This is a genomic window from Ruegeria sp. YTSA226 (genome assembly GCF_059609905.1).
The window spans coordinates 72,139-95,013 of record NZ_JBXWMQ010000012.1; the positions used below are offsets into that span (position 1 = coordinate 72,139).

At 56.2% G+C, this 22,875-nt stretch carries 27 protein-coding genes; 18 read left to right on the forward strand and 9 right to left on the reverse strand.

Annotation, left to right across the window (positions count from 1 at the left end; all coding sequences use genetic code 11):
* The first annotated feature begins 38 nt into the window (after positions 1-38).
* The 8 genes from AC2FFF_RS14780 to recO all read left to right on the forward strand — a co-directional run bounded on the left by AC2FFF_RS14780 (position 39) and on the right by recO (position 5,231).
* Positions 39-503: an ABZJ_00895 family protein gene (locus AC2FFF_RS14780; protein ID WP_281973501.1), complete on the forward strand. Its 465-nt coding sequence runs from the start codon at positions 39-41 to the stop codon at positions 501-503.
* A 3-nt stretch (positions 504-506) separates the two neighbouring features.
* The gene (acpS, locus tag AC2FFF_RS14785) at positions 507-926 is read left to right on the forward strand and encodes a holo-ACP synthase (RefSeq protein WP_271951349.1); all 420 of its coding nucleotides are present in this window, start codon (positions 507-509) and stop codon (positions 924-926) included.
* 57 nt (positions 927-983) lie between these two features.
* On the forward strand, positions 984-1,823 hold the full coding sequence (lepB, locus tag AC2FFF_RS14790; RefSeq protein WP_271951346.1) for a signal peptidase I: 840 nt from the start codon (positions 984-986) through the stop codon (positions 1,821-1,823).
* The gene (gene rnc / locus AC2FFF_RS14795; protein WP_271951343.1) at positions 1,820-2,500 is read left to right on the forward strand and encodes a ribonuclease III; all 681 of its coding nucleotides are present in this window, start codon (positions 1,820-1,822) and stop codon (positions 2,498-2,500) included. The genes lepB and rnc overlap by 4 nt, the downstream gene beginning before the upstream one ends.
* Before the next feature lie 202 nt (positions 2,501-2,702).
* The gene (era, locus tag AC2FFF_RS14800; RefSeq protein WP_142639251.1) at positions 2,703-3,611 is read left to right on the forward strand and encodes a GTPase Era; all 909 of its coding nucleotides are present in this window, start codon (positions 2,703-2,705) and stop codon (positions 3,609-3,611) included.
* Entirely contained in the window at positions 3,608-3,937 is a 330-nt protein-coding gene (locus AC2FFF_RS14805) for a DUF1491 family protein (RefSeq protein WP_142639253.1), read from the forward strand. The genes era and AC2FFF_RS14805 overlap by 4 nt, the downstream gene beginning before the upstream one ends.
* A 148-nt stretch (positions 3,938-4,085) precedes the next feature.
* Positions 4,086-4,409, forward strand: a complete 324-nt coding sequence (locus tag AC2FFF_RS14810; protein WP_281973500.1) for a SemiSWEET transporter — start codon at positions 4,086-4,088, stop codon at positions 4,407-4,409.
* 96 nt (positions 4,410-4,505) lie between these two features.
* Complete coding sequence (recO, locus tag AC2FFF_RS14815; RefSeq protein WP_281973499.1) at positions 4,506-5,231, forward strand: DNA repair protein RecO; 726 nt, start codon at positions 4,506-4,508, stop codon at positions 5,229-5,231.
* On the opposite strand, the gene AC2FFF_RS14820 is transcribed toward recO, so the two are convergent.
* Positions 5,215-5,607 carry an META domain-containing protein gene (locus tag AC2FFF_RS14820; RefSeq protein ID WP_281973498.1) on the reverse strand — a complete coding sequence of 131 codons (393 nt, stop codon included), beginning with the start codon at positions 5,605-5,607 and terminating at the stop codon, positions 5,215-5,217. The two genes, recO and AC2FFF_RS14820, sit on opposite strands and share 17 nt — an antisense overlap.
* Before the next feature lie 326 nt (positions 5,608-5,933).
* Between AC2FFF_RS14820 and AC2FFF_RS14825 the strand changes: the two genes are divergently transcribed.
* Positions 5,934-7,070 (forward strand): SGNH/GDSL hydrolase family protein, encoded by a 1,137-nt coding sequence (locus tag AC2FFF_RS14825; RefSeq protein ID WP_281973497.1) that lies wholly within the window; start codon positions 5,934-5,936, stop codon positions 7,068-7,070.
* Between the two features lie 2 nt (positions 7,071-7,072).
* On the opposite strand, the gene AC2FFF_RS14830 is transcribed toward AC2FFF_RS14825, so the two are convergent.
* Positions 7,073-7,630, reverse strand: a complete 558-nt coding sequence (locus AC2FFF_RS14830) for a hypothetical protein (RefSeq protein WP_281973496.1) — start codon at positions 7,628-7,630, stop codon at positions 7,073-7,075.
* A gap of 216 nt (positions 7,631-7,846) precedes the next feature.
* Positions 7,847-9,538, reverse strand: coding sequence for an acyl-CoA dehydrogenase family protein (locus tag AC2FFF_RS14835; protein ID WP_281995880.1), 1,692 nt, complete (start codon positions 9,536-9,538; stop codon positions 7,847-7,849).
* Between the two features lie 144 nt (positions 9,539-9,682).
* Between AC2FFF_RS14835 and AC2FFF_RS14840 the strand changes: the two genes are divergently transcribed.
* Positions 9,683-10,447 (forward strand): sulfite exporter TauE/SafE family protein, encoded by a 765-nt coding sequence (locus AC2FFF_RS14840; protein WP_281973494.1) that lies wholly within the window; start codon positions 9,683-9,685, stop codon positions 10,445-10,447.
* Here AC2FFF_RS14840 and AC2FFF_RS14845 read toward each other — a convergent pair.
* From AC2FFF_RS14845 to AC2FFF_RS14855, 3 genes are all read right to left on the reverse strand, one after another.
* Positions 10,444-10,986: a hypothetical protein gene (locus tag AC2FFF_RS14845; RefSeq protein ID WP_496882985.1), complete on the reverse strand. Its 543-nt coding sequence runs from the start codon at positions 10,984-10,986 to the stop codon at positions 10,444-10,446. The two genes, AC2FFF_RS14840 and AC2FFF_RS14845, sit on opposite strands and share 4 nt — an antisense overlap.
* 36 nt (positions 10,987-11,022) lie before the next feature.
* Positions 11,023-11,313 (reverse strand): hypothetical protein, encoded by a 291-nt coding sequence (locus AC2FFF_RS14850; RefSeq protein ID WP_142639308.1) that lies wholly within the window; start codon positions 11,311-11,313, stop codon positions 11,023-11,025.
* A 361-nt stretch (positions 11,314-11,674) separates the two neighbouring features.
* Positions 11,675-13,273 carry a phosphoenolpyruvate carboxykinase gene (locus AC2FFF_RS14855; RefSeq protein WP_281973492.1) on the reverse strand — a complete coding sequence of 533 codons (1,599 nt, stop codon included), beginning with the start codon at positions 13,271-13,273 and terminating at the stop codon, positions 11,675-11,677.
* A 347-nt stretch (positions 13,274-13,620) separates the two neighbouring features.
* On the opposite strand from AC2FFF_RS14855, the gene AC2FFF_RS14860 reads away from it, so the two are divergent.
* Genes AC2FFF_RS14860 through AC2FFF_RS14890 form a run of 7 tightly spaced genes read left to right on the forward strand, consistent with a single transcriptional unit; the run spans position 13,621 to position 19,044 of the window.
* Positions 13,621-14,325: a response regulator transcription factor gene (locus tag AC2FFF_RS14860; RefSeq protein WP_281973491.1), complete on the forward strand. Its 705-nt coding sequence runs from the start codon at positions 13,621-13,623 to the stop codon at positions 14,323-14,325.
* Positions 14,326-14,357: 32 nt separating this feature from the next.
* Positions 14,358-16,076 carry a sensor histidine kinase gene (locus AC2FFF_RS14865; protein WP_496882986.1) on the forward strand — a complete coding sequence of 573 codons (1,719 nt, stop codon included), beginning with the start codon at positions 14,358-14,360 and terminating at the stop codon, positions 16,074-16,076.
* Between the two features lie 4 nt (positions 16,077-16,080).
* Positions 16,081-16,551, forward strand: a complete 471-nt coding sequence (locus tag AC2FFF_RS14870; protein WP_142639273.1) for an HPr kinase/phosphorylase — start codon at positions 16,081-16,083, stop codon at positions 16,549-16,551.
* A complete protein-coding gene (gene rapZ, locus AC2FFF_RS14875; protein WP_142639310.1) occupies positions 16,548-17,429 on the forward strand; it encodes an RNase adapter RapZ in 882 nt (293 codons plus the stop codon). The genes AC2FFF_RS14870 and rapZ overlap by 4 nt, the downstream gene beginning before the upstream one ends.
* Complete coding sequence (locus tag AC2FFF_RS14880; protein WP_142639275.1) at positions 17,426-17,839, forward strand: PTS sugar transporter subunit IIA; 414 nt, start codon at positions 17,426-17,428, stop codon at positions 17,837-17,839. Before rapZ ends, AC2FFF_RS14880 begins: the two co-directional genes overlap by 4 nt.
* Positions 17,836-18,105, forward strand: coding sequence for an HPr family phosphocarrier protein (locus AC2FFF_RS14885; protein WP_142639277.1), 270 nt, complete (start codon positions 17,836-17,838; stop codon positions 18,103-18,105). Before AC2FFF_RS14880 ends, AC2FFF_RS14885 begins: the two co-directional genes overlap by 4 nt.
* 39 nt (positions 18,106-18,144) lie before the next feature.
* Positions 18,145-19,044: a lysophospholipid acyltransferase family protein gene (locus tag AC2FFF_RS14890; protein ID WP_281973488.1), complete on the forward strand. Its 900-nt coding sequence runs from the start codon at positions 18,145-18,147 to the stop codon at positions 19,042-19,044.
* Between the two features lie 65 nt (positions 19,045-19,109).
* Here the strand turns inward: AC2FFF_RS14890 and AC2FFF_RS14895 are convergent, their stop codons facing one another.
* A complete protein-coding gene (locus tag AC2FFF_RS14895) occupies positions 19,110-19,985 on the reverse strand; it encodes a 3-hydroxybutyryl-CoA dehydrogenase (RefSeq protein WP_142639281.1) in 876 nt (291 codons plus the stop codon).
* A 162-nt stretch (positions 19,986-20,147) separates the two neighbouring features.
* On the opposite strand from AC2FFF_RS14895, the gene AC2FFF_RS14900 reads away from it, so the two are divergent.
* Entirely contained in the window at positions 20,148-20,969 is an 822-nt protein-coding gene (locus AC2FFF_RS14900; protein ID WP_281973487.1) for a DUF6473 family protein, read from the forward strand.
* 61 nt (positions 20,970-21,030) lie between these two features.
* Here the strand turns inward: AC2FFF_RS14900 and AC2FFF_RS14905 are convergent, their stop codons facing one another.
* Positions 21,031-21,960 carry an electron transfer flavoprotein subunit alpha/FixB family protein gene (locus tag AC2FFF_RS14905; RefSeq protein ID WP_142639283.1) on the reverse strand — a complete coding sequence of 310 codons (930 nt, stop codon included), beginning with the start codon at positions 21,958-21,960 and terminating at the stop codon, positions 21,031-21,033.
* Positions 21,960-22,718, reverse strand: coding sequence for an electron transfer flavoprotein subunit beta/FixA family protein (locus AC2FFF_RS14910; RefSeq protein WP_142639285.1), 759 nt, complete (start codon positions 22,716-22,718; stop codon positions 21,960-21,962). Before AC2FFF_RS14910 ends, AC2FFF_RS14905 begins: the two co-directional genes overlap by 1 nt.
* Between the last annotated feature and the right edge of the window lie 157 nt (positions 22,719-22,875).

Here is a 22,875-nt window from a genome sequence, read left to right on the forward strand (position 1 = left end):
ATGTATCTGGAACACAAAATCAGGATATCAGAGTTACCATGAAGAAGACCAATCTGGCGCTCTACACAGTATTGCTTTTCGGAATTCGAATGGCTTTCCCGGCTTTAGCGATCCTTATCGCGATGTTTCTAAATTACGAAATCGGATCATCCGGAATCTCGATAATCGCTCCAATGATTGCGGCAATGATTGTAGGCCAGCAATACGGAAACAGGTATGGTGAGTTGATACCGCAATCAGAAGTGACCAGATTTGCACGCAGGGCGATCTTTGTTGCAATTGCAGCAGAAGCTATCACGTCACTAGTGTGGGGATACTTGTTGATGGGTGCTGAGTTTATTCAGTTTCTTTCATCGGTTGCACAAGCTGACGGCAAAATCTTGATGGTCGCGGTAATTCTCTTTCTTTTTGTTCTCACTTATTTCGTGAATCGGTGGTGTGTGCAGATGGGCGCGAAGGGGGCGTTAAAGTCCAGATTAAGAAAAACACAACTCGGGAAATAACCTTTGATCCTAGGCATCGGCACAGACCTCGCAAACATAGACCGCATTCAAGGCACGCTCGACCGGTTTGGTGACCGGTTTCGCAACCGTGTTTTTACCGACATCGAACAGCGCAAGGCCGAACGCCGCCACGACACCGCGGGCACCTATGCCAAGCGCTGGGCCGCGAAAGAGGCGTGCTCCAAGGCGCTGGGCACCGGGCTTCGTATGGGGATTTCCTGGAAGGACATGGCTGTCACCAACCTTAAAACCGGCCAGCCAGTGATGCATGTGACCGGTTGGGCGGCGGAACGGCTCAACGATATGACCCCCGAGGGTCACGCGGCGATCATCCACGTCACCCTAACCGATGACCACCCCTGGGCGCAGGCCTTCGTGGTGATCGAGGCGCGCCCAATTCGCGAACGCAGCGCTCTGTCTTGACTAACCCCGCCGCGCCGCGCATGTAGCACCCCAACAAACCAAGGACCGGAGAGCAGTATGGCCGAGGACGTCAAAACCGGAAATCCCGTGTGGGAGACGATCAAAACCATCGTCTATGCGCTGTTGATCGCGGGCGTTTTCCGTACCCTGTTCTTTCAGCCGTTCTGGATTCCGTCAGGTTCGATGAAACAGACCTTATTGATCGGGGATTTCCTGTTCGTCAACAAAATGGCCTATGGATATTCCTATGCCTCTTGCCCCAGTCTGATTATTCCAAGCGTCGGCCTCAATATCGACGCCGAGGATGTTTGTGGCTGGATGCAAAGTGATGACAACACCCGTATCTGGGCCGGCGATCCCGAGCGCGGGGATGTGATCGTATTCCGTCATCCGGTAACGGGCCGCGATTATATCAAACGCCTGATTGGCCTGCCCGGCGATCGTATCCAGATCATTGAGGGCCAGATCATCCTGAACGGTACTCCGGTTCCGCAGCAACCCGATGGCGTCTTCACCGAGGTCGCGGCGCCGCAAGGTCCGCAAGGGTTGCGCCCGCGCTGTGAAAACGGCCCAGTTGGCCGTGGTGGCGTGTGTGAGAAATCCCGCATGATCGAAACCCTGCCCAACGGGGTGTCCTATGATGTGCTGAATATCGGTAATCAGGGGTCGGACAATACCGGCGTCTATACAGTGCCCGAAGGCGAATACTTCTTTATGGGCGATAACCGCGACAATTCCAGCGACAGCCGCCTGCCGCAATCGGCTGGGGGTGTCGGATATGTACCCTATGAAAACCTGATTGGTCGTGCAGATCGTATCATGTTCTCATCCGCTGGCCGGTCGATGCTGTTCTTCTGGACCTGGCGCGGAGACCGCTTCTTTAAGGCTGTGAATTGAAGCTTTCCGCCGAAATAAAGGCGTTTCAAAAACGTCTGGGGCATGAATTTGCCAACCCCGAGCTGCTGGTGCGTTCGCTGACCCATGGATCGGTTTCGTCCGCCACGCGCCCGGACAACCAGCGGCTCGAATTTCTGGGTGATCGGGTGCTGGGTCTGGTGATGGCGACGGCCTTGCTGGAGGCGGACAAAAAAGCGAGCGAAGGTCAGCTTGCACCCCGGTTCAATGCGCTTGTGCGCAAAGAGGCCTGTGCAGATGTGGCGCTGCAGATTGATTTGGGTGCTGTACTGAAACTGGGCCGATCTGAAATGCTGTCCGGAGGGCGGCGCAAACAAGCTTTGCTTGGCGACGCGATGGAGGCAGTCATTGCTGCGGTTTATCGCGACGCCGGGTTCGAGGTCGCCAGCGCCGTTATCCTAAAGCTCTGGGGTGATCGCATCCACGATGTCGAGGCCGACGCCCGTGACGCCAAAACGGCGCTTCAGGAATGGGCGCAGGCACGGGGCCAGAAACCGCCCAGCTATGTCGAAGTCAGACGCTCTGGCCCGGACCATGCGCCGGTCTTCACCATCGCTGCGCGTCTTCAGGACGGGGCAGAAGAGCAGGCAACAGCAGGGTCAAAGCGTCAGGCCGAACAGGCGGCCGCCAAGTCGTTGCTGGACCGTTTGCAGAATTAGTCTACCGGGTAAAAACAGTCTGTCTCCTGAGGGCTGGCCGGAAATGCCTATCGGTCGAACCCGGGTCATTTCCGGTGACGGGTCGCCCACCATACCCCACCCAATGCCATCCTGAACGCATGTGCCAAAGCTGCAAATCGCTCTGGTCCGCTGCCTCTTTCTGCGATAGGGAGGCCCATCTGCAAACAGGATCAAACCCCAGATGACGACACGCGCCGGATTTATCGCCCTGATCGGAGAGCCCAACGCAGGCAAATCCACCCTTCTGAATCGCATGGTCGGGGCCAAGGTCTCGATCGTGACACATAAGGTTCAGACGACCCGCGCCCGCATCCGGGGCGTGGCGATGGAAGGTGATGCACAGCTGGTCTTTGTGGACACGCCGGGCCTTTTCAAACCGCGTCGCCGTCTGGATCGGGCAATGGTGGCCGCCGCATGGGGCGGGGCCGCGGATGCCGATGTGGTTGTCCTGATGGTCGAAGCGCATCGTGGCATCACCGAGGGCGTAGAGCGCATCCTTGAAGGTCTGAACGAGATCGGTCCGGGCCGCACCGTCGCGCTGGCCATCAACAAGATCGACAGGGTGCAGTCCGAAGTTCTGCTGGCCCTGACCAGCGACCTCAATTCGCGCTACGCGTTTGCCGAGACCTTCATGATCTCGGCCGAGAAAGGCCATGGGGTTGACGATCTGCGTAAATGGCTGGCAGGCGAATTGCCCGAGAGCCCGTGGCTGTATCCCGAAGACCAGATCGCTGATCTGCCGTTGCGTATGATCGCGGCTGAAATGACACGCGAAAAGCTGACCCTGAGGCTGCATCAGGAACTGCCCTATCAGCTGACCGTCGAGACCGAGAATTGGGAAGAGCGCAAGGACGGGTCGGCAAAGATCGACCAGATCATCTATGTCATGCGCGACGGCCATAAAGGTATCGTTCTGGGCAAAAAGGGCGAGACCATCAAGGCCGTCAGCCAGGCGGCCCGTGCCGAGCTGGAAGAGTTCCTTGATCGCAAGATCCACCTGTTCCTGCAGGTCAAAGTCCGGCCAAACTGGCTGGAGGAATCTGAGCGCTATTCGGAAATGGGTCTGGAATTCAAAGACGGAAACGCATGACGCGACTGACGGCAGACTTCTGGGTTCACGCCTATCTGGCACGGTTGCGATTTCAGGAAATACCGGCCTTTGTTGTGGCCCATGGTGACGACACAGCCGGCGCGGTTTTGATCAAGCTCAACACGTTGGACGGTCAGGCCACAGCCTTTCAGCGCAGCTTTGATCTGATGAGCGGTGAGCGCAAGTGGGTTGAACTCTCCTCTGGTCCCGAGGTCGATGTGGACGAGGCGATCCAACGCCAGCGCAGCTTTGACCCTGACCTCTGGGTGATAGAGGTCGAAGACCGGCAGGGGCGCCATTTGCTGGGTGAGGACGGTCTGGATTAGCGGTACTAGCACAGACGCGGTGCAGGCCTCTGCCAAAGTTATGGCATAGGTCTTGGTAAGACGGTCCATTTTCGCTATTTGTACGCGTATTTAACGGATGGTGCGGAAACGGGTCGTTGCAGCCTATGACAAGGATAGAGGTCTTACGTTGGCTGAAACAATTGGTCAGAAGTTCATAAAGTCAAACCTTGGTCTTGTGATGAAGCACTTCGAGGGCTTCATGGTATTTGTCGGCATTATAGGCCCATTTGCCACGCTTCCACAGCTTGTGAAGCTCTTCTTGACCCACTCTCAACATGCGTCGGGCCAATCTCTGTTAACGTGGTCGCTCTATGCGGCGTTGTCTTTGCTTTGGTTCATCTACGGTCTGATCGTCAAGAAGTTGCCCATCTATGTTGGCAACGGCATTTCTATGGTGCTGAACCTTCTTATGGTCCTGGGTATCCTGATCCACGCGGGGGTCACGTTCTGACCCAATAGGTCGTCGATTTCCCTGTCTCTCTTGCAGTGGTCCCGGCTTTGCGTTCTTTTGCTCGGGCAGGACTGACCCCACAAGATTGGACACGCTTTGGACTGGCGCGACCACGGCATACTTCTGACCTCACGCCGCCATGGCGAAACGGCGGCAATTATCGAGGTCTTTACCGAAGGCCACGGTCGTCATGCCGGCGTCGTACGTGGTGGAACCAGCCGCAAGATTGCGCCGATCCTGCAGCCCGGGGCGCAATTAGATGTGCTTTGGCGCGCACGGCTCGAAGAGCATATCGGCACTTTTCAGGTCGAGCCCCTGCGGTCGCGGGCGGCGGCGGCGTTTTCGGGTAGGCTTGCGCTGGCTGGATTGAATACGGTGGTGGCCCTGCTCTCGTTCTGTTTGCCTGAGCGCGAAGCGCATCCGCGCATCTATAAACAAACCGAACAGTTGATGGATCTGCTGGGTCAGGACGAAATTTGGGTGCTTGCCTATCTGCGGTGGGAATTGTCGCTGCTGGAAGAGCTGGGGTTTGGCCTTGACCTGACACGCTGTGCCGTGACGGGTGTAACAGAAGGTTTGGAATATGTTTCTCCGAAAACAGGTCGTGCGGTAAGCGTTGATGGGGCAGGGGACTGGGTGGATAGGTTGCTTCCCTTGCCACCTTGCCTGCGTGGCGTGGGCGACGCGCCGGATACCGAATTGGTGCAAGGATTGTTGACCACCGGACATTTTCTAGAGAACCATGTTGCTCCGTCGTTGGGGAACAACCCTCTGCCCGGCGCACGGGCGCGGTTTATTGATCAGATCAATCGGCAGCTTTGAACACCATTTCCTGCCCGTCCTCATTGCGCAAAATCAGCAGGTTCCCTGATACTTCGGATTGGGTCATGACAAGCAAGGCGGCGAAATAGATCCCTTCTGCCTCAAGCCCGGCACAGGCGGCACGGGTCGCTGTCAGGCTGGTCAGCTCAAACCATGGATAGGGCGCGTTAAGCCTGCCCGTGTAGCTGTTGCAGGGGGCGTTGCCCGCTACTTTGCCTTCTTCCGGAAATCGCAATAAGGCACTGGCATTGTAGGGCTGACCGTTGATCTCTTGCAGGGCCCATTCCCGTTCGGCAGCACCATAGGCCGCAACGGTTTCATCCTTCTGACAATGGAGTAATCCGGAAAGGGAAAGCAGCATTATGTAACGCAACATGGCAGAATTCCTGAAATCAGCGAAGAACAGTTTCCTGGGCTTGGACACATTGTTTTGAACCGACTAGGTAAAGGGTCGGATACAATGCTGACCGTTGACTTGTAAAACATCTTAGACATATTGAATGCGAATAATGGGCCTTTCTTTGGATTTGAATAGCTCCTGTGAGTTTTAGTGCCGGTAATTGTATCCGGTTGTGTTTTGTTCTGATTTGGTAAGGTTGGAGCTTCGTTTTGACCAGAAATGACGATGTTGGCAACGGGCGGACACGAACAGCTGTTAAGGTTTTTGTGGCTCTATTCTATGTGCTCTTTCTCTTCCTGTTGGTGGAGCTTCTTTCATACTATGCTGTGGTTCATGTGTTCGATAACTCGCTGGGAAATACGGCAGAGCGGCATCTATACTCTTCGATCCGTGGTCACAAACTGAACCCAGAGTATCAGCGCGGATTTGATACTGGCGGACAGCGTATCCATTCCGATCAGGGGTTCCGCCACGATACGCTGATTGAACAGCCAAAACCCGACGACACGTTCCGCATCTTTCTGATGGGTGGCTCAACTGCTTATGCCATCGGATCGCAGGGCAGTATTTATCCTGACCATCCTACGCTCACCAATCAGGAAACGGTTGCATATTTCCTGCAGCAGGACCTGCGCGAGCGGTTGGGCGATCAGATGCCCGGTGTGACGATTGAGGTGATCAACGCCGGAGTTGTTGCGTATCACAGTTTTCAACATGTGTTGTACCTGTACGAGACGCTATATCAATACAGCCCGGACATGATTGTGTTTCTGGATGGTCACAACGATTTTTACAATGTCGGAGTTGATAACCCGGTTCAAAGCTATGGCTATTCATCGGCAAGGATGGTTGACGCTTTGAACGATCGTAAGCCGTTCTTTTCCTTGTACGCATTTCTGAGATACCCGGCGCAATATTTCTATACCTTCAAAATGGCGTCAAAGCTCACACAAGGTCTTTACGACCGCTATGAGGCGCCCAAATATAATACCTCTGGGGATGTCACCTCCTTGCAAAGAGACTTTTCAGCTGAGCTTGAACAGACTGCAAAGGTTGGCTTCTTGCGCAATTACAAGCTGATCGAGTCTTTCGGTGACTACCATGGGTTTTGCTATCACGTCTTTTTGCAGCCTGAGGTCGTCTATGAGGACACCAATGTCCTAAGCGAGACCGACCGCGAAATCGCCCAGCTCACGCGGGATTGGTACAAGCCGGGACGTGAAGATCTGATGCATCGCGCGCGAGTCGATTTCCCTGCTTTGTTTGAAGAGGCCAATGTGCCTTTCACCGATATTGCAGAGATCGGCGGTCCACTCCACAAAGACAAGGTGCTGTATGTCGATTACACGCATCTGACGCCCGAAGGGTCAAAGCTGGTGGCTGCGCGGATGCTGCCCGTGGTGGCGGAACGGATCAGCCAGTGTAAGACCCCGTCCTGACCTCAGTAGGGTTGCTCTCCGTTTAGCAAAGCGGTGCGCACCTCCATGCGGGTACGCCAGTTGTATCGCGTATCTTCGCGCGTTGGCGCCCATGTCAGCGCGCCACTGTTGCGCCATGGGTCAAGGATGATGCCTTCGAACATCGTGTCGCCCTTTGCGCTGATCACTGCGGAATGGTGGATGATCCTCAGCGGCGTTGGCGGTGATGTAGCCCAGTGCATTTCCAGGGTGCGGAAGTTTTCTGCCCTTAAACGGCTGGTCATCGCTTCGGCCCAGTCGTTGCACAGGCCGCGCTCACGAAATCCGTTAATGACCTTGGCGTTGTGGATGATGGCCGGGTCGGTAACCTGCCATTCTCGGGCCAGACGTTGCGAATAGGTATAGGCAATGGTGGCCGCCTTCTGTGCCTCGGCTGGATCAACCGCGGGACCCATGGAACGGATGGCGAGCGCCAGCTCGTCTATGTCGTTCTGCGTTGCTGTCGGCTGAGAGGTGGTGGCACAGCCAGCAAGGGCCAAGGCCGCAAGCGTGGCCAGAAGGGCAAGAATGGATCGGGTCATGTGGTTCGCCGCTGGTTCGTGATCGCACGCTGATCTACCGGGAATATCGGCGCTGCGATAGGGGGAAGTTTCTGCCGTGGCTGGTCATGGCTGAACGTAGACAGCAGGGAAGGTAAGGGCAGGATTTCGAGGAACTGAGGGCTGCAGTAGTTTGGGCAAAAAAAGACCCGGCGCGCGCGCCGGGTCAAGTCGGGGAAACAGGGTTGCCGTTACAGGTTAGCTCAGCAAACGCCGCGCGATCACCTGTGCCTGAATTTCGGCAGCCCCTTCAAAAATATTGAGAATACGTGCGTCACACAGCACGCGACTGATCTTGTATTCCAGTGCAAAGCCGTTGCCGCCGTGGATCTGCAGGCCGTTATCGGCAGCAGCCCAGGCCACGCGGGCGCCCAGCAGCTTGGCCATCCCGGCCTCAAGATCGCAGCGATGACCGTTGTCTTTTTCCCAAGCCGAGAAATAGGTCAGCTGTCGTGCGATCATGATCTCGACCGCCATCATCGCCAGCTTGCCGGACACGCGGGGGAAGTTGATCAGCGACTTGCCGAACTGTTTGCGGTCCTGCGCATATTGCATGGCGATGTCCAGCGCGCTTTGGGCCACACCGATGGCGCGGGCTGCGGTCTGAATGCGGGCGGATTCGAAGGTTTCCATGAGCTGCTTAAAGCCTTTGCCTTCTTCGCCGCCCAGTAGGTTCTCACCCTTGACCTTGAACCCATCGAAGCCCAACTCGTATTCTTTCATCCCGCGATAACCCAGAACTTCGATCTCGCCACCGGTCATGCCTGGGGTGGGGAAGGGGTTGTCGTCCGTGCCGGGCGTCTTTTCCGCCAGGAACATCGACAGGCCGCGATGATCGGAAGTGTCAGAGTTGGTGCGCGCCAGCAAAGTCATCACATGGGTCCGGGCCGCATGGGTGATCCAGGTCTTGTTGCCGGTGATCTCGTAATCACCTTCGGCATTCTTGACTGCTCGGGCGCGCAAGCTGCCCAGATCAGAGCCTGTGTTGGGTTCAGTGAAAACTGCTGTCGGCAGTATCTCGGCGCTGGCGATCTTGGGCAGCCACTGCGCTTTTTGCTCATCCGTTCCACCGGCAATGATCAGCTCGGCCGCGATCTCGGACCGGGTGCCCAGCGATCCGACGCCGATATAGCCGCGCGACAATTCTTCGGACACCACGCACATCGAGGCCTTGGAAAGGCCAAACCCTCCGAACTCTTCGGGGATGGTCAGGCCAAATACACCCATCTCGGCAAGTTCCTCGATGATTTCCATCGGGATCAGCTCATCCTTGAGGTGCCAATCATGGGCGTTTGGTTCGACTTTTTCCTGGGCATAGCGGCGGAACTGGTCACGGATCATTTCCAGTTCTTCGTCCAGGCCCGACGTTCCGAACATCGCGGCACCGGCCTGTTCTTCCATCAGTTCAACCAAGCGACTGCGTGCAGCCTGTGAATTGGCCTGTGCCATCAGTGTCTGAACTTCAGCGCATTGGAAACCGGACAGCGCGTCCCAGCCCAGACCCATGTCCTGAAGACGCAAAATCTCACCCTGGTTCATTGGGATGCCGCCCGCGACCTGATGCAGGTATTCACCAAAGGCGATTTGGTGCAGCAGCTGCTCGATCTCGCCGAATTTGCCTTCTGCCTCCAAAGCATCGGCCCAGCGTTGCATTTGCTGCAGCGACTGGTTGTATGTCGCCAGCCATGCCAACCCATGAGCGGCGGTCTGATTGGCCTCGATCAGAGCGCCGGACACGCGACCATCTTCTGTCACCATCGCGCGGACCGACTCGCGGGCGCGTTCGAATACGGTGTCCACAGCCGGCAGAGCCGCACGTGTCAGCGTCAGAAGCTCGGGCAAAATCGCGGATGCAATCATCTGGGTCATATCCTGTCCGTCATGGGCCATGAATCAGCTCTCTCCTAAAGTCGTCTGGTCATATCATGCTGCACGTGCAGCGCAACAAAAATACGAATTATGCGACTAAAAAGTTCTAAAGTTGCTTGATCATTTTTGCAGTGCAGCACCTGTCAGGAGTGATATCAGGGGGACATGACGTTGTTTTCTATGCTCTCTGCCCAAGAACTGCTGCTGGCCTGTGGGGTTGCCTTCATTGCCGGTTGGGTCAAAGGCATGGTCGGGTTCGCCATGCCAATGGTTCTGATCTCGGGGCTGAGCATGTTCCTTTCGCCGGATCTGGCGATCGCGGGGCTTATCCTGCCAACCCTGGTGACAAATGGGGTGCAGGCATTGCGCGGGGGTGTTCCGGCCGCCGTGTCCTCGATCCGTCAGTTCCGTGTATTTCTGGTTGTCGGGTTGGTGTTTCTGCTGATTGGTGCTCAGTTGGTCAGCGCAGTGCCAGCATCAACTTTTTTGTTGATGATTGGCATCCCGGTGACAGTCTTTGCATTGATCCAGGTATTGGGGCTGCGTCTGAAATTGGCCAGCCCATCTGCCCGAATAGAGGGCATGATCGCTGCGGTTGCAGGCTTTGTCGGGGGGATGTCTGGAATTTGGGGACCACCAACCGTGGCTTATCTGACCGCCTTAAACACCCCGAAAGCGGTGCAGATGCGTGTGCAGGGGGTCATCTATGGTTTGGGGGCGCTGGCGTTGCTGTTCGCGCATATGGGCTCCGGGATTTTCCGCGCCGAAACCGCGCCGTTCTCGGCTGCTCTGGTGCTACCGGGGCTGGCTGGCATGTGGGTAGGGTTGCAACTGCAGTCGCGCATAGATCAGGCGCTGTTTCGCAAGATCACCCTGTTCGTGCTGCTTATCGCAGGGCTGAACCTGTTGCGACGCGGGCTGATGGGCTAGGCACGCCGATCTATCGCGCGCAGCGTGAAATAAAGCCCCAGCATCAGAAAGAACAGGCCCGAGATATCGCCGATCAGGAAGGCGATATATTCCAGCCCACCGCTGCCAAAAGCCAGATTGGTCAGTACGGACACCAATATTGACGTGACGATCCCGACCCCCATGACGCAGGACCAGCATGGTTTGCGGTCCGGGTGGGGGAACAGATCGAAGCCGATCCATTTGCATAGGTAAAATACAGCAGGAACGGTTGTGACGGCGATTGCTATGGCGGCCAGACGGTTGGGCAGGAAGACGTCGCTTCCGCCGAGAAAGGCAAAGACAAGAAAGACACCGGGCAAGAGCGCAAAAATCGCCCGCCACCCCAACAACCAAGCAGAGAGCACACGCACACCATGCGGGAGAAACAGCAAGCTGGCCTTGCTGGGATATTCGGGGAAGAATACGTTCTGCATTGGCATCAGAACCTCGAACGTAAGGAACGAGGCAATCACGTAGGCCAGTGAGGCAAAGAACGTTTCAGAGGCCCATCTGCGCACGGCGGTCAGCCAGCAATGCGCAGATCAAACGCTCTATTACTTAGGCGCATGCACAACATACCGTCCACGGTTCGCGCTACCGCTTTGTGACAAATACCCCTTCTGCACCAGCGACTTCAGCGCACGAAAAAAGGTCGGGCGCGAGACGCTTTGCACAAGCGTGTGTTCAATCAAGCCAAATGTCCGAACTTCCTGGTCAGCTTTGGACAGTTCTTCGGCGGCGTAATAGATATCGCGCTCTACCGGTGAGAGTTGTTCCAGCCCCAGCGTGCGCTCCATGCTTTGCATCAGTTTGCGCAGTTCGGTCAGTTTCAAGATTTCAGTCATTTCGTTACCTGTCGTTTCCCATGTCACGCGCTGCGACAAAGCAGCGGTATGAGACGAACTGAAATCTGAATGTTCAGAAGGTCTCATATTGACACTCATCCCCATTGGCATACACTTGCTATCTGATTAGGTTTCTCAATTCGCGAATGTGAGTGCGCGGCTGAGTTACCCAAGGTATTTTTTAAACAACGCCCGGCGCGATTGCGTCGGGCGAATTTGTCTTAATGACATCATTGGATAGCTTAAACCGGCAAATCGGGCAACGAATTTGTAAGGACACCTTACGTTAGACGAATAAGGACGATTGCCTGCAGATGTGCTGTCCGAAAAAAGGGGAGAGGTTTGCCCCCCCTTTGCAACATTAGCCGATTGCTACGGCTTTGATGTCTTCGTCGATGAAAGGCAGATACTGCTCAAAGTTTTCGGCAAACATCTGAACCAGCTTCTCAGCCTGTTTATCGAAAGCGGCCTGGTCGTCCCAGGTGCGACGCGGATCCAGCAGAACTTCGGCGACACCGGGGACGGAAACCGGCACATCAAAGCCAAAATTTGCATCCTTGCGGAATTCCGCATCCCGAAGCGATCCATCCAGGGCGGCAGTCAGCAAACCGCGGGTCGCACGGATCGGCATCCGGCTGCCAACGCCATAGGCGCCGCCAGTCCAGCCGGTATTCACCAGCCAGCAGGTCGCGCCGTGCTGGGCGATCTTGTCGCGCAGCAGGTTGCCATAGACTTCTGGGCGACGCGGCATGAACGGCGCGCCAAAGCATGTCGAGAATGTGGGTTGGGGCTCGGTCACGCCGCGCTCTGTGCCAGCAACCTTCGAGGTGAAGCCCGACAGGAAGTGGTACATCGCCTGAGCGGGGGTCAGCCGCGCTATCGGGGGCAGAACACCAAATGCGTCACAAGTCAGCATGATGATGTTCTTCGGATGCCCGCCCAACGCGCTTTTCGAGGCATTGGAGATATACTCGAGCGGATAGGCGCAACGCATGTTTGCGGTCAGCGAGTCATCTTCGAAATCCAGCTTCTTGGTCTCGGGATCGAAAACCATATTCTCGATCACGGTGCCGAATTTGCTGGTGGTTGCATAGATCTCGGGTTCGGCCTCGGCGTTCAGGTTGATCGTCTTGGCATAGCACCCGCCCTCGAAGTTGAAAGTGCCACGGTCTGACCATCCATGTTCGTCATCGCCAATCAAGGTGCGGGCCGGATCAGCGGACAGGGTGGTCTTGCCAGTTCCCGAGAGGCCAAAGAAGACTGCGGTATCAACGGGATTGCCGACCGCGTGGTTCGCCGAGCAATGCATCGGCATCACGCCTTTTTCGGGCAGCATGTAATTCAGCAGGGTGAAGACGGACTTCTTGTTTTCACCGGCATATTCTGTGCCGCCGATCAGAATCAATTTGCGGTCGAAGTTCAGTGCGATCACTGTCTCGCTACGGCAGTTGTGCTTGGCCGGATCAGCCTGGAAGCTGGGACAGTTGATGATTGTGAAATCCGCGAAGAACTCATCCAGGTCTTCACGATCCGGGCGGCGCAGCAAGTGACGGATGAACAGATTATGCCATGCCAGTTCGGTGACCATGCGCACGTTGATCGAATAAGCGGGGTCGGCGCCACCGACCAGATCCTGCACAAAATAGTCACGACCCTTCATGTGCTCGATCATATCGGCATAAAGCGTTTCGAAACCCTCGGGACTCATCTCGGCGTTGTTTTCCCACCAGATCGAATCGGCGACACTGTCGGTGCGGACAACATGTTTGTCCTTGGGAGAACGGCCAGTGAACTTGCCGGTACTGACAAGAAAAGCTCCGCCATTGCCAAGTGTACCTTCACCCCGCTTGAGGGCTTCTTCAATCAGTGCCGGTTCCATGAAGTTGTAATAGACATTGCCCAGACCCTCGATGCCCTGATCTTCGAGGCGGAATTGCGGGTTCACCCGTCCAGATGTCATGTGTGTCTTCTCCTGTGGCGGCGCGGCGGCAGATTGGCCAAGGTGCGCTCTTGGGGCAGTGTACCGGGAAAACCGGCGATTGGGCGGGTCTTATCATGGTCGTTTAGGGCGTGAACAGGACGGTTTGGCGCAGTTAGCGCAACCAAGTTCAGGTTTAGCGCCACCATGTTTTTTCTGCCGGAAATACAGACACTTTTCGAAGACCATTAACGGCTTTTTTGCCGCATGTGTGTGACAACAATCGCACGATTCGTAGATGGCGATTGATTCGCGGCCATAAAAACGACAAAAATGCCCTACAAATAAGCGAATTGTTTCGTATGAGAGCAGGAATAGGGGTTAACCCGATGTCAAAGATTGCACTGGTGGATGACGACAGGAACATTCTGACGTCCGTATCCATGACGCTCGAAGCCGAGGGTTTCGAGGTAGAAACGTATAACGACGGGCAGGCTGCTCTGGATGCGTTTAACAAGAAGCTGCCCGATATGGCAGTGCTGGATATCAAGATGCCGCGTATGGATGGCATGGATTTGCTGCAGCGACTGCGGCAGAAGACTCAGATGCCGGTGATCTTTCTGACTTCGAAAGATGACGAGATCGACGAAGTTCTGGGTTTGCGTATGGGTGCTGATGATTATGTCAAAAAGCCCTTTTCGCAACGGTTGCTGGTAGAACGGATACGGGCCTTGCTGCGCCGTCAGGAAGCGACCTCGGGTGATCCCGTAGCCGCCAGCACCGGCGATGCCAAGGTGATGGAACGGGGCGAATTGCGGATGGACCCCTTGCGCCACGCGGTGAGCTGGAAGGGATCGGATGTCTCTTTGACAGTGACCGAGTTCCTGCTGCTGCAGGCCTTGGCGCAGCGTCCGGGATTTGTCAAAAGCCGCGATCAGCTGATGGATGTTGCCTATGACGATCAGGTCTATGTAGATGACCGCACGATCGACAGCCACATCAAGCGTCTGCGCAAAAAGATGCGCGCTGCTGATCCGGAGTTTTCGGCCATCGAAACGTTGTATGGTATTGGGTATCGGTACAACGAAGAATAAGCGTGGCCTAAGTTAAGGGGTTACTGGGTCTCGTGCGCGATACTGAGCAAGAAAACGAGTTACGCGACGGTGACGTCGTTCTGGGGGATGACTGGGTCATCCCCCAGAGCGACGATTCCGCCGAACTCAGGGCCACACGCGGCCGCCGCAATCTGTTTTCCCTGCGGGGCTCGCCTCTGGCGCGCAAGATCATCACATTCAACATGATTGCATTGGTGATTCTGGTCACCGGATTGCTATATCTGGATAATTCGCGAGAAGAACAGGTGCAGCAGACCGCCCGGAACCTAGTTGGGGATGCGCAGTTGGTCAGTAACGTATTTGAAACCCAACTGCGACAGAATGTGACTGGCATTACCCGCGACGCGGCCATCCTGGATGTCAAAGATACGTTGGCTGGTCTCAGCCTGCCGGTCGGCGGTGAAGTCTTTGTTTACGATGCTCGTGGGACGCTGATTGGTTGGACGCGCGGCGCGCCTGCGGTCTCAGAGATGCCGGTCATGCTGCGCTCAGAAGCTGATGCGCAGACTGGAAGCACACTGATCAGTGATGCCTTGAACGCGGTTTGGACCGGGCTGTCCAAAGTGTTCAAGCAAGATGAAACCAGCGAAGCGCCAACCTTGGCCCAACGCGTTCAGGCCATCATTCCACAGGCGCTGACCGGGCATATTCAGGTTCAGGCGGTTCAGGATGACGCAGGCGAAACGGTTATCGTTGCTGCGGCCCCGATCCAACTGGATGGAAAGCCCGTTGGCGCAGTTGCCATGGCCGGTCCCGCCGGAGAAATCGACGCATTGGCCCGCCGTGATCAAGAGCGGATCCTGCGCATGTTCGTCGTGGCGCTTTTGGTTTCCGTTGGCTTGAGCCTTGTCCTTGCATCGACCATCGCCAACCCGCTGGCCGATCTGGCATCCGCCGCCGAGATGGGCAAAGACCGCGGTGCGGGGGTCAACCCGGGCCGCATCCGCATCCCCGATCTGAGCGCGCGACCGGACGAAATCGGACGACTCAGCCGAGCTTTGCGCGGCATGGTTACAGCGCTGTACAACCGGATTGATGCAAACGAACAATTCGCGGCAGATGTGGCGCATGAGATCAAAAACCCCCTAGCCAGCCTTCAATCTGCTGTGGGCACGTTGCGCATGGTTAAAAGAGACGACCAGCGCGACAAGCTGTTGGGGGTGATCGAACATGATGTCCGTCGGCTGGATCGTCTGGTCAGCGACATTTCGAACGCCTCGCGCCTGGACGCCGAACTGGTCAAGGAGGAAGAACAGCCATTTGATTTGTTGAACCTGATCGGAAACCTCGGTCAGTATCTGGGCGAGGATGCGCGCGCCAAGGGAATCGATTACATCACTGATCTGCCGCCCGAATCAATCACCGTGACCGGGCTTGAGGCGCGATTGGCGCAGGTGTTCGTAAACCTGATCACCAATGCGATTTCCTTCTGCGAAGAAAGCGATGCCATACGTGTGTGGGTACGCCGGCGCGAGGATCGGGTTCTGGTTGTTGTTGAAGACACCGGCCCAGGCATCCCCGAGCAGGCCCTGACCAAAGTGTTCAAACGGTTCTATTCCCAACGTCCCGTTGAGCATTTCGGCAATAACTCGGGGTTGGGTCTGGCGATCTCGAAACAGATTGTCGAGGCGCATGGCGGGGTGATTTGGGCCGAGAATATCCGCCCGACCGAAGCGGACATAACTTCAGACCCTCAGGGCGCGCGATTCGTCGTGGGCCTGCCGGTTTGACGCGGTGAGCACGTCCGCACTCTCCTCTGTTGAACACAAAGATACTGCCATCGTTCACGCCTCTTGCGTCGCGATAGCAGACCGTGCTGTTTTGATCGTGGGGCCTTCGGGCACCGGGAAGTCAGCGCTGTCTTTGCAGATGATGGCGTTGGGGGCCGATCTGGTCGCGGACGATCGGGTTCGGTTGTATATGGATGGCAATCTCGCCCTGGCAGAGGCGGCTCCAAATATCGGTGGACTGATCGAGGCAAGAGGTCTTGGCCTGTTGCGGGCAGTCTCGGTTGGGCCGGTGCCGGTTGGCTTTGTGGTGGACATGGCGCAAGAAGAACCCGAGCGCCTGCCAGAACCCCGTTCAATTCTTATCCTGAGGCAAACTGTTCCCTTGCTTCGGGGCGCTGGCGTCTCCAATTTACCAGCAGCGCTCTTGCTACTGATGAAAAACGGGTGCGCAGACCCGGAATGGCCCAATCAATGACGACCCAAAGACGCATCGTACTTGTCACCGGCCCATCCGGCGCAGGCCGGTCCACCGCAATCCGTGTGTTAGAGGATCTGGGGTTCGAGGCCATCGACAACCTTCCCATGGGTCTTTTGCTGCGTCTATTAGACGGGCCAAAAACCGACCGTCCCATGGCGCTTGGTATTGATGCGCGCAACCGCGATTTTTCCACGATTGGCGTCATCGAATTGCTGGCTAAGCTTCGGTGGATGGAACAGGTTGACCTGACCACGCTTTATCTCGATTGCAGCGATGAAGTCCTGCTGCGCCGGTATTCGGAAACCCGCAGACGTCACCCGGTGTCTGCGGATGCCAGCCCTGAAACCGGCGTGCGCCAGGAAAAAGAGTCGCTGGCCCCAATTCGTGAACTTGCAGATACGTTGATCGACACCACGCCACTGAATGTTCACCAACTGCGCGAAGAGGTAGAGCGTTGGTTTGCACCTCAGGGTGGGCGGCATCTGGCGGTAACCATCGAATCATTTTCCTATAAGCGTGGTTTGCCTCGCGGATTGGATATGGTCTTTGACTGCCGTTTTCTCACCAACCCGTACTGGCGTCCCGAGCTTCGGGCCGAAGATGGTCGCAATTCGGATGTGGCGAGCTATATTCAAACCGACGCGAACTATGCGCCTTTCTTCGAAAGGGTGGTTGACCTGCTGACTTTGTTGTTGCCCGCTTACCGGGCCGAGGGCAAAGCCTACCTGTCCGTGGCCTTTGGCTGTACCGGAGGGCAACACAGATCGGTTGCAATGGCCGAAGCGGTTGCAAGGGCCCTTGCAGAGGGGGGGCAGCAAGTGGCAATTAGGCATCGCGAAATGGAAAGACGATCGTTGAATGTGAGGCCGGATTGATCGGGATCGTACTCGTAGCACATGGTGGGCTGGCCAAAGAATATTTGGCCGCGATGCAGCATGTGGTCGGCAATCAGCCCGGCCTGGCCGCGATCTCGATCGAGGCCGATCATGATCGCGAAGCGAAGCAATCGGAAATCTGTGCGGCCGCCGACAGTGTTGATGTTGGTGACGGTGTTGTCGTCGTGACTGATCTGTTTGGCGGAAGCCCGTCGAATCTCAGCCTGCGTGCCTGCGCGCCGCAGGATCGCCGTATCCTTTACGGCGCAAATCTTCCCATGTTGATAAAACTGGCCAAATCCCGCCACCTGCCGATTGGCGAAGCCGTGCGGCAGGCAATGGAAGCTGGACGTAAGTATATCAATGCGCAAAATGTGACGTTTGACGAGAACCGGACAGATAAAGAATGACCACCCGAAGCTTGAAAATTATCAATGAAAAGGGCCTGCATGCCCGCGCCTCGGCCAAGCTGGTTGAGTTGGTAGAAGGGTTCGACGCTCAGGCCGAGGTGTCGAAAGACGGGCTTTCCGCATCCGGCGACAGCATTATGGGTCTTTTGATGTTGGCAGCGTCTCGTGGAACGACTATTGACGTCGAGACGTCCGGACCGGATGCTGAGGCGTTGGCTGATGCGTTGGAGACTCTGGTGAACGACAAGTTCGGAGAAGGTTTCTGACCGCACCCGCCGTGATACGAAGAACGGGATAACCAGGAATTGGCGGAAACAACGCACGAGACCAAGACAGGCCCGGTGGTGGATGGGACCAAGGACCAGGGCGAGATCTATGATCGTAAGACCCTGACCTACGCAAACTCGTTCGACGACCCTTGGACTGCAACAGCGATCCGCACCATTGAATGGTGTACGGGTAAGTTGACCATTTTGGGTATGGTTAACAAGTTCGAGAAGCAGAATGAACAATTCCGCGGCCAACGGTTCTGGGCAGGTGCGCTTAATATAATGGGCATCGACCTAACCACACCAGAGGAACAGATCGCGCGTATTCCAAAAACGGGGCCCGTGGTCGTCGTAGCCAACCATCCCCATGGCATGGTCGACGGCATGATTTTGGCAGAGCTGATCGGCAGGGTCCGCAGCGACTATCGGATCTTGACCCGTTCGGTTCTGACAGGTTTGGACGAGGCGGCGACGTCGTTCATGATTCCGGTGCCCTTCCCGCACGATCCCGAGGCACAGGCCAAGATGCTTGAGATGCGCGGCAATGCGATGGAGCATCTGAAAAACGGGGGCGTTGTGGCCTTGTTCCCTTCAGGCGTCGTGATGTCTTCGGATGACTGGTTCGGGCCGGTGATCGAGCGTGAGTGGAACGTGTTCACGGCCAAAATGATCCGTCGATCCGGCGCGCAGGTCCTGCCGATCTTTTTCCCTGGCAGGAATTCGCGTGCCTACCAGATCGCCAACAAATTTTCTGCGATTCTGCGCCAGGGTTTGTTGCTGCACGAGATCGTTCGATCCTGCAACAAACCGCAATCCCCGGTGATCGGAGAACCGATCTCGGATGAGGATATGCAGCTGCTGGAGCGAGATCCGCGCGGCTTTATGGCTTGGCTCAGAAAGCACACGCTGGGTCTGGGGCAGGCAACCAAGCTCTGACCTGCAATTTCACCTGATCAGGACAATCTCGTGGCTGCGCCCGGATGAATTCCGGGCGGTGGCCTTTACCGGGTCGGCACTGGCGCCTCGCCCCGATAGTCATAAAAACCACGCTGCGTTTTACGTCCCAGCCAGCCCGCTTCGACATATTTCGTCAACAGCGGACAAGGGCGATATTTGGTATCGGCCAATCCATCATGCAGCACGTTCATAATGGCCAAACAGGTGTCCAGACCGATAAAGTCAGCCAGTTCTAGTGGTCCCATCGGGTGGTTTGCGCCCAATTTCATCGATTGGTCAATCGACTGAACATTCCCCACGCCTTCATACAGGGTGTATACGGCCTCGTTGATCATCGGCATCAGGATGCGGTTGACAATGAAAGCCGGGAAATCTTCGGCGCTGGCGGCGGTTTTGCCAAGGCGGTCTACAACGGCCTTACAGGCAGCAAATGTTGGTTGATCCGTAGCAATGCCCCGGATCAGTTCAACCAGTTGCATCACCGGAACTGGGTTCATGAAGTGAAAACCCATAAAGCGTTCGGGCCGGTCTGTTCGGCTCGCCAAACGTGTGATCGAAATAGATGACGTATTTGACGTCAGGATTGTATGCGGTTGCAGATGTGGCAGCAAACTTTCGAAAATGGCTTGTTTGACGGTCTCACGCTCGGTTGCGGCCTCGATCACCAGGTCAGTCTGGCCCAGCTGTGGCAGCTCCATTGTGGTCGTGATGCGTTTCAGCGCGGATTGCATCTCCTCATCCGAAATTTTTCCGCGCGATGCCTGGCGCGCCATATTTCCTTCAATCGTCGCCATGGCGCTGTTCAGCGCGTCCTGGCTAACGTCGTTCAGCAGAACGTCATATTCCGCCAAAGCCAGTACGTGGGCGATACCATTGCCCATTTGGCCTGCGCCAATCACTCCGACTGATTTTACATCCATTTTTTGATGCCTCTGTGCCACGGGGTAGGATGACACTATCGGCAGATCGGGGCGGGCGGCAAGGGGATCAGACCGTTCGACTTTGCTTCAAATGCGCACATTAGGAGATTCTCAAGGCTTGCGGCTGCAAGATGGCATCCGGGTGAAAATTGGGTGAGTGATATGAGCTATCATCAAGCTGGCTCGGGAAGACTCGAGCATGACGTGTGCCAATACGGTGAGTCACGATTGTGGTTTCGTGGGCCAATGCGTTCGCTGGAGAAGTCATTTGTGGCCTGCGCAGGAGGGACCGAAACATTCGGGCGATTCGTCGAGCAGCCATTCGCGGCAGTTCTCGAAGAGAGGTTGGACAGACGGTGCCTGAATTTCGGAAGCCTTTTTTGCGGCGTAGATGCGCTGTGCGATGACACGGAGTTGAGGGGTTTACTGAACCAAGCAGAGCTCTGCGTGGTGCAGCTTAGCGACATATTGGGGCAGTCCAATCGATTCTACCGGGTTCATCCCCGACGCAACGACCGTTTTCTGGCTCCGACAGAGGATCTGAAATCTCTCTATCCCGAGATCGACTTTGCCGATGTCCATTTCGTACATCACCTGATGATTTTGTTGCAGGGCCGCAATGATGCGCGGTTCGAGGTAATCGCAGAAGAGCTGCGACGGAATTGGATCGACCGCATTGGGGGGCTTGTTGAGGCGCTTGAAGCGCCTGTTGTCTTGTTGAATTTGCAGGTCCTGCGTGAGGCAGAAAGTAATCAGCCCAAGCACGGTGCTGATATTCGGATCACGCCACAGATGATCGAGGCCCTGCGCCCTCTCAGCGCCGAGATCGTTGAGGTGACGGTCAGCGTGTCGGGGCAGTCCGATGAGCTTGAAGATATGCTGTTTGGAACACTGCAACAGCCCATGGCGGAATATATGATAGGTCCTGCAGCACACAGGTCGATTGCTGACGCCTTGGTCGGTCCGATCAGAAACCTGCAATGAAAAGGGCCCGCCGATGGCGGGCCCAATGCAAGATTCTTCGTGGAAAAGTCTAGCCCGTTGATCAGCCGAGTTTCTCGGTCAGTTCCGGAACGGCCTGGAACAGGTCGGCGACCAGACCGTAATCGGCAACCTGGAAGATCGGCGCTTCTTCGTCTTTGTTGATCGCCACGATGATTTTCGAGTCTTTCATACCGGCCAGATGCTGAATCGCACCCGAGATGCCGACAGCGACATACAGATCCGGGGCAACAACCTTGCCGGTCTGACCCACCTGCCAATCGTTCGGAGCATAGCCCGAGTCGACTGCGGCGCGCGATGCGCCAACTGCGGCCCCCAGCTTGTCAGCGAGACCTTCGATCAGCTTGAAGTCCTCTTCAGAACCGACACCACGGCCACCCGACACAACAACGCCAGCCGAAGTCAGCTCGGGGCGGTCGCTTGTAGCTACCTTGTCTTCGACCCAGGACGATAGACCGGGGTTCTCGCCGACCGAGATGGTCTCAACGGCTGCCGAGCCATCTTCGCCCGCAGCATCAAAACTTGCGGTTCGAAAAGTGACGACTTTTTTGGCGTCCACAGATTTGACGGTCTGGATCGCGTTGCCCGCATAGATTGGGCGTTCGAAGGTCGAGCCGTCGACGACACCGGACGCGTCCGAGATGACCATGACGTCCAGCAGCGCGGCAACGCGCGGCATAACGTTCTTGGCATCGGTGGTGGCGGGGGCAACGATGTGTTCATAACCATCAGCCAGACCTACGATCAGCGCAGCAGTGGATTCTGCCAGGCGATGGCCCAGCGATTCGTCCTCGGCGACCAGAACCTTTGAGACGCCGGTGATCTTGGCGGCAGCTTCACCGGCAGCAGCAGCGGAACCGCCTGCGGCCAGAACGGTTACATCACCCAGTGCCTTTGCTGCGTTTACAGCTTTGGCGGTTGCGTCTAGCGCCAGTTCACCATTGTTGACTTCGGCGAGAAGAAGAACAGCCATTACACAGCCCCCGCTTCTTTGAGTTTCGCGACAAGCTCGTCTACCGAGCCGACGATGATGCCAGCGGCACGTGCCTGTGGTTCTTCGGTTTTGACGACTTCCAGGCGCGGCGAGACGTCGACGCCGTAATCAGCGGCGGTTTTCTCGTCCAGCGGCTTTTTCTTCGCCTTCATGATATTGGGCAGCGACGCGTAACGGGGCTCGTTCAGGCGCAGGTCCACGGTCACGATTGTCGGCATTTTGACGCTGATGGTTTGCATGCCGCCATCGACTTCGCGGGTGATCTTTGCGCTGTCGCCGTCGATGTCGATGTCGGACGCAAAGGTGCCTTGTGACCAGCCCAAAAGAGCTGACAACATCTGACCAGTTGCATTCATGTCGTTGTCGATAGACTGCTTGCCGCACAGAACGATACCGGGCTGCTCTTCCTCGACCACTTTGGCCAGGATCTTGGCAACGGCCAGAGGTTCTATGTCCTGATGGACATCATCTGCAGCAACGACCAGGATGGCACGGTCCGCGCCCATGGCCAGCGCAGTGCGCAGTGTTTCCTGGGCTTGTTTTACGCCGATAGAAACAACGACGACTTCGTCTGCCTTGCCTGCTTCTTTCAGGCGGATTGCCTCTTCGACAGAAATTTCGTCGAACGGGTTCATCGACATTTTGACATTGGCGAGATCGACACCGCTGCCATCCGCTTTGACGCGAACTTTAACGTTATAGTCAATCACGCGTTTGACAGGCACGAGTACCTTCATTTTGCGCTAGCTCCTCACAAAAAACGGCAAGCCGCGTCGCGACTCCACCAATGTTCATGAGGGCTTGAATAGCGATTCAATTCAGGCGGCAACAGGGCAAAATCGTCACGTCATCTGCAACGGACGTCGCGTTTTGCTATTTTTGACGTGACCAAGC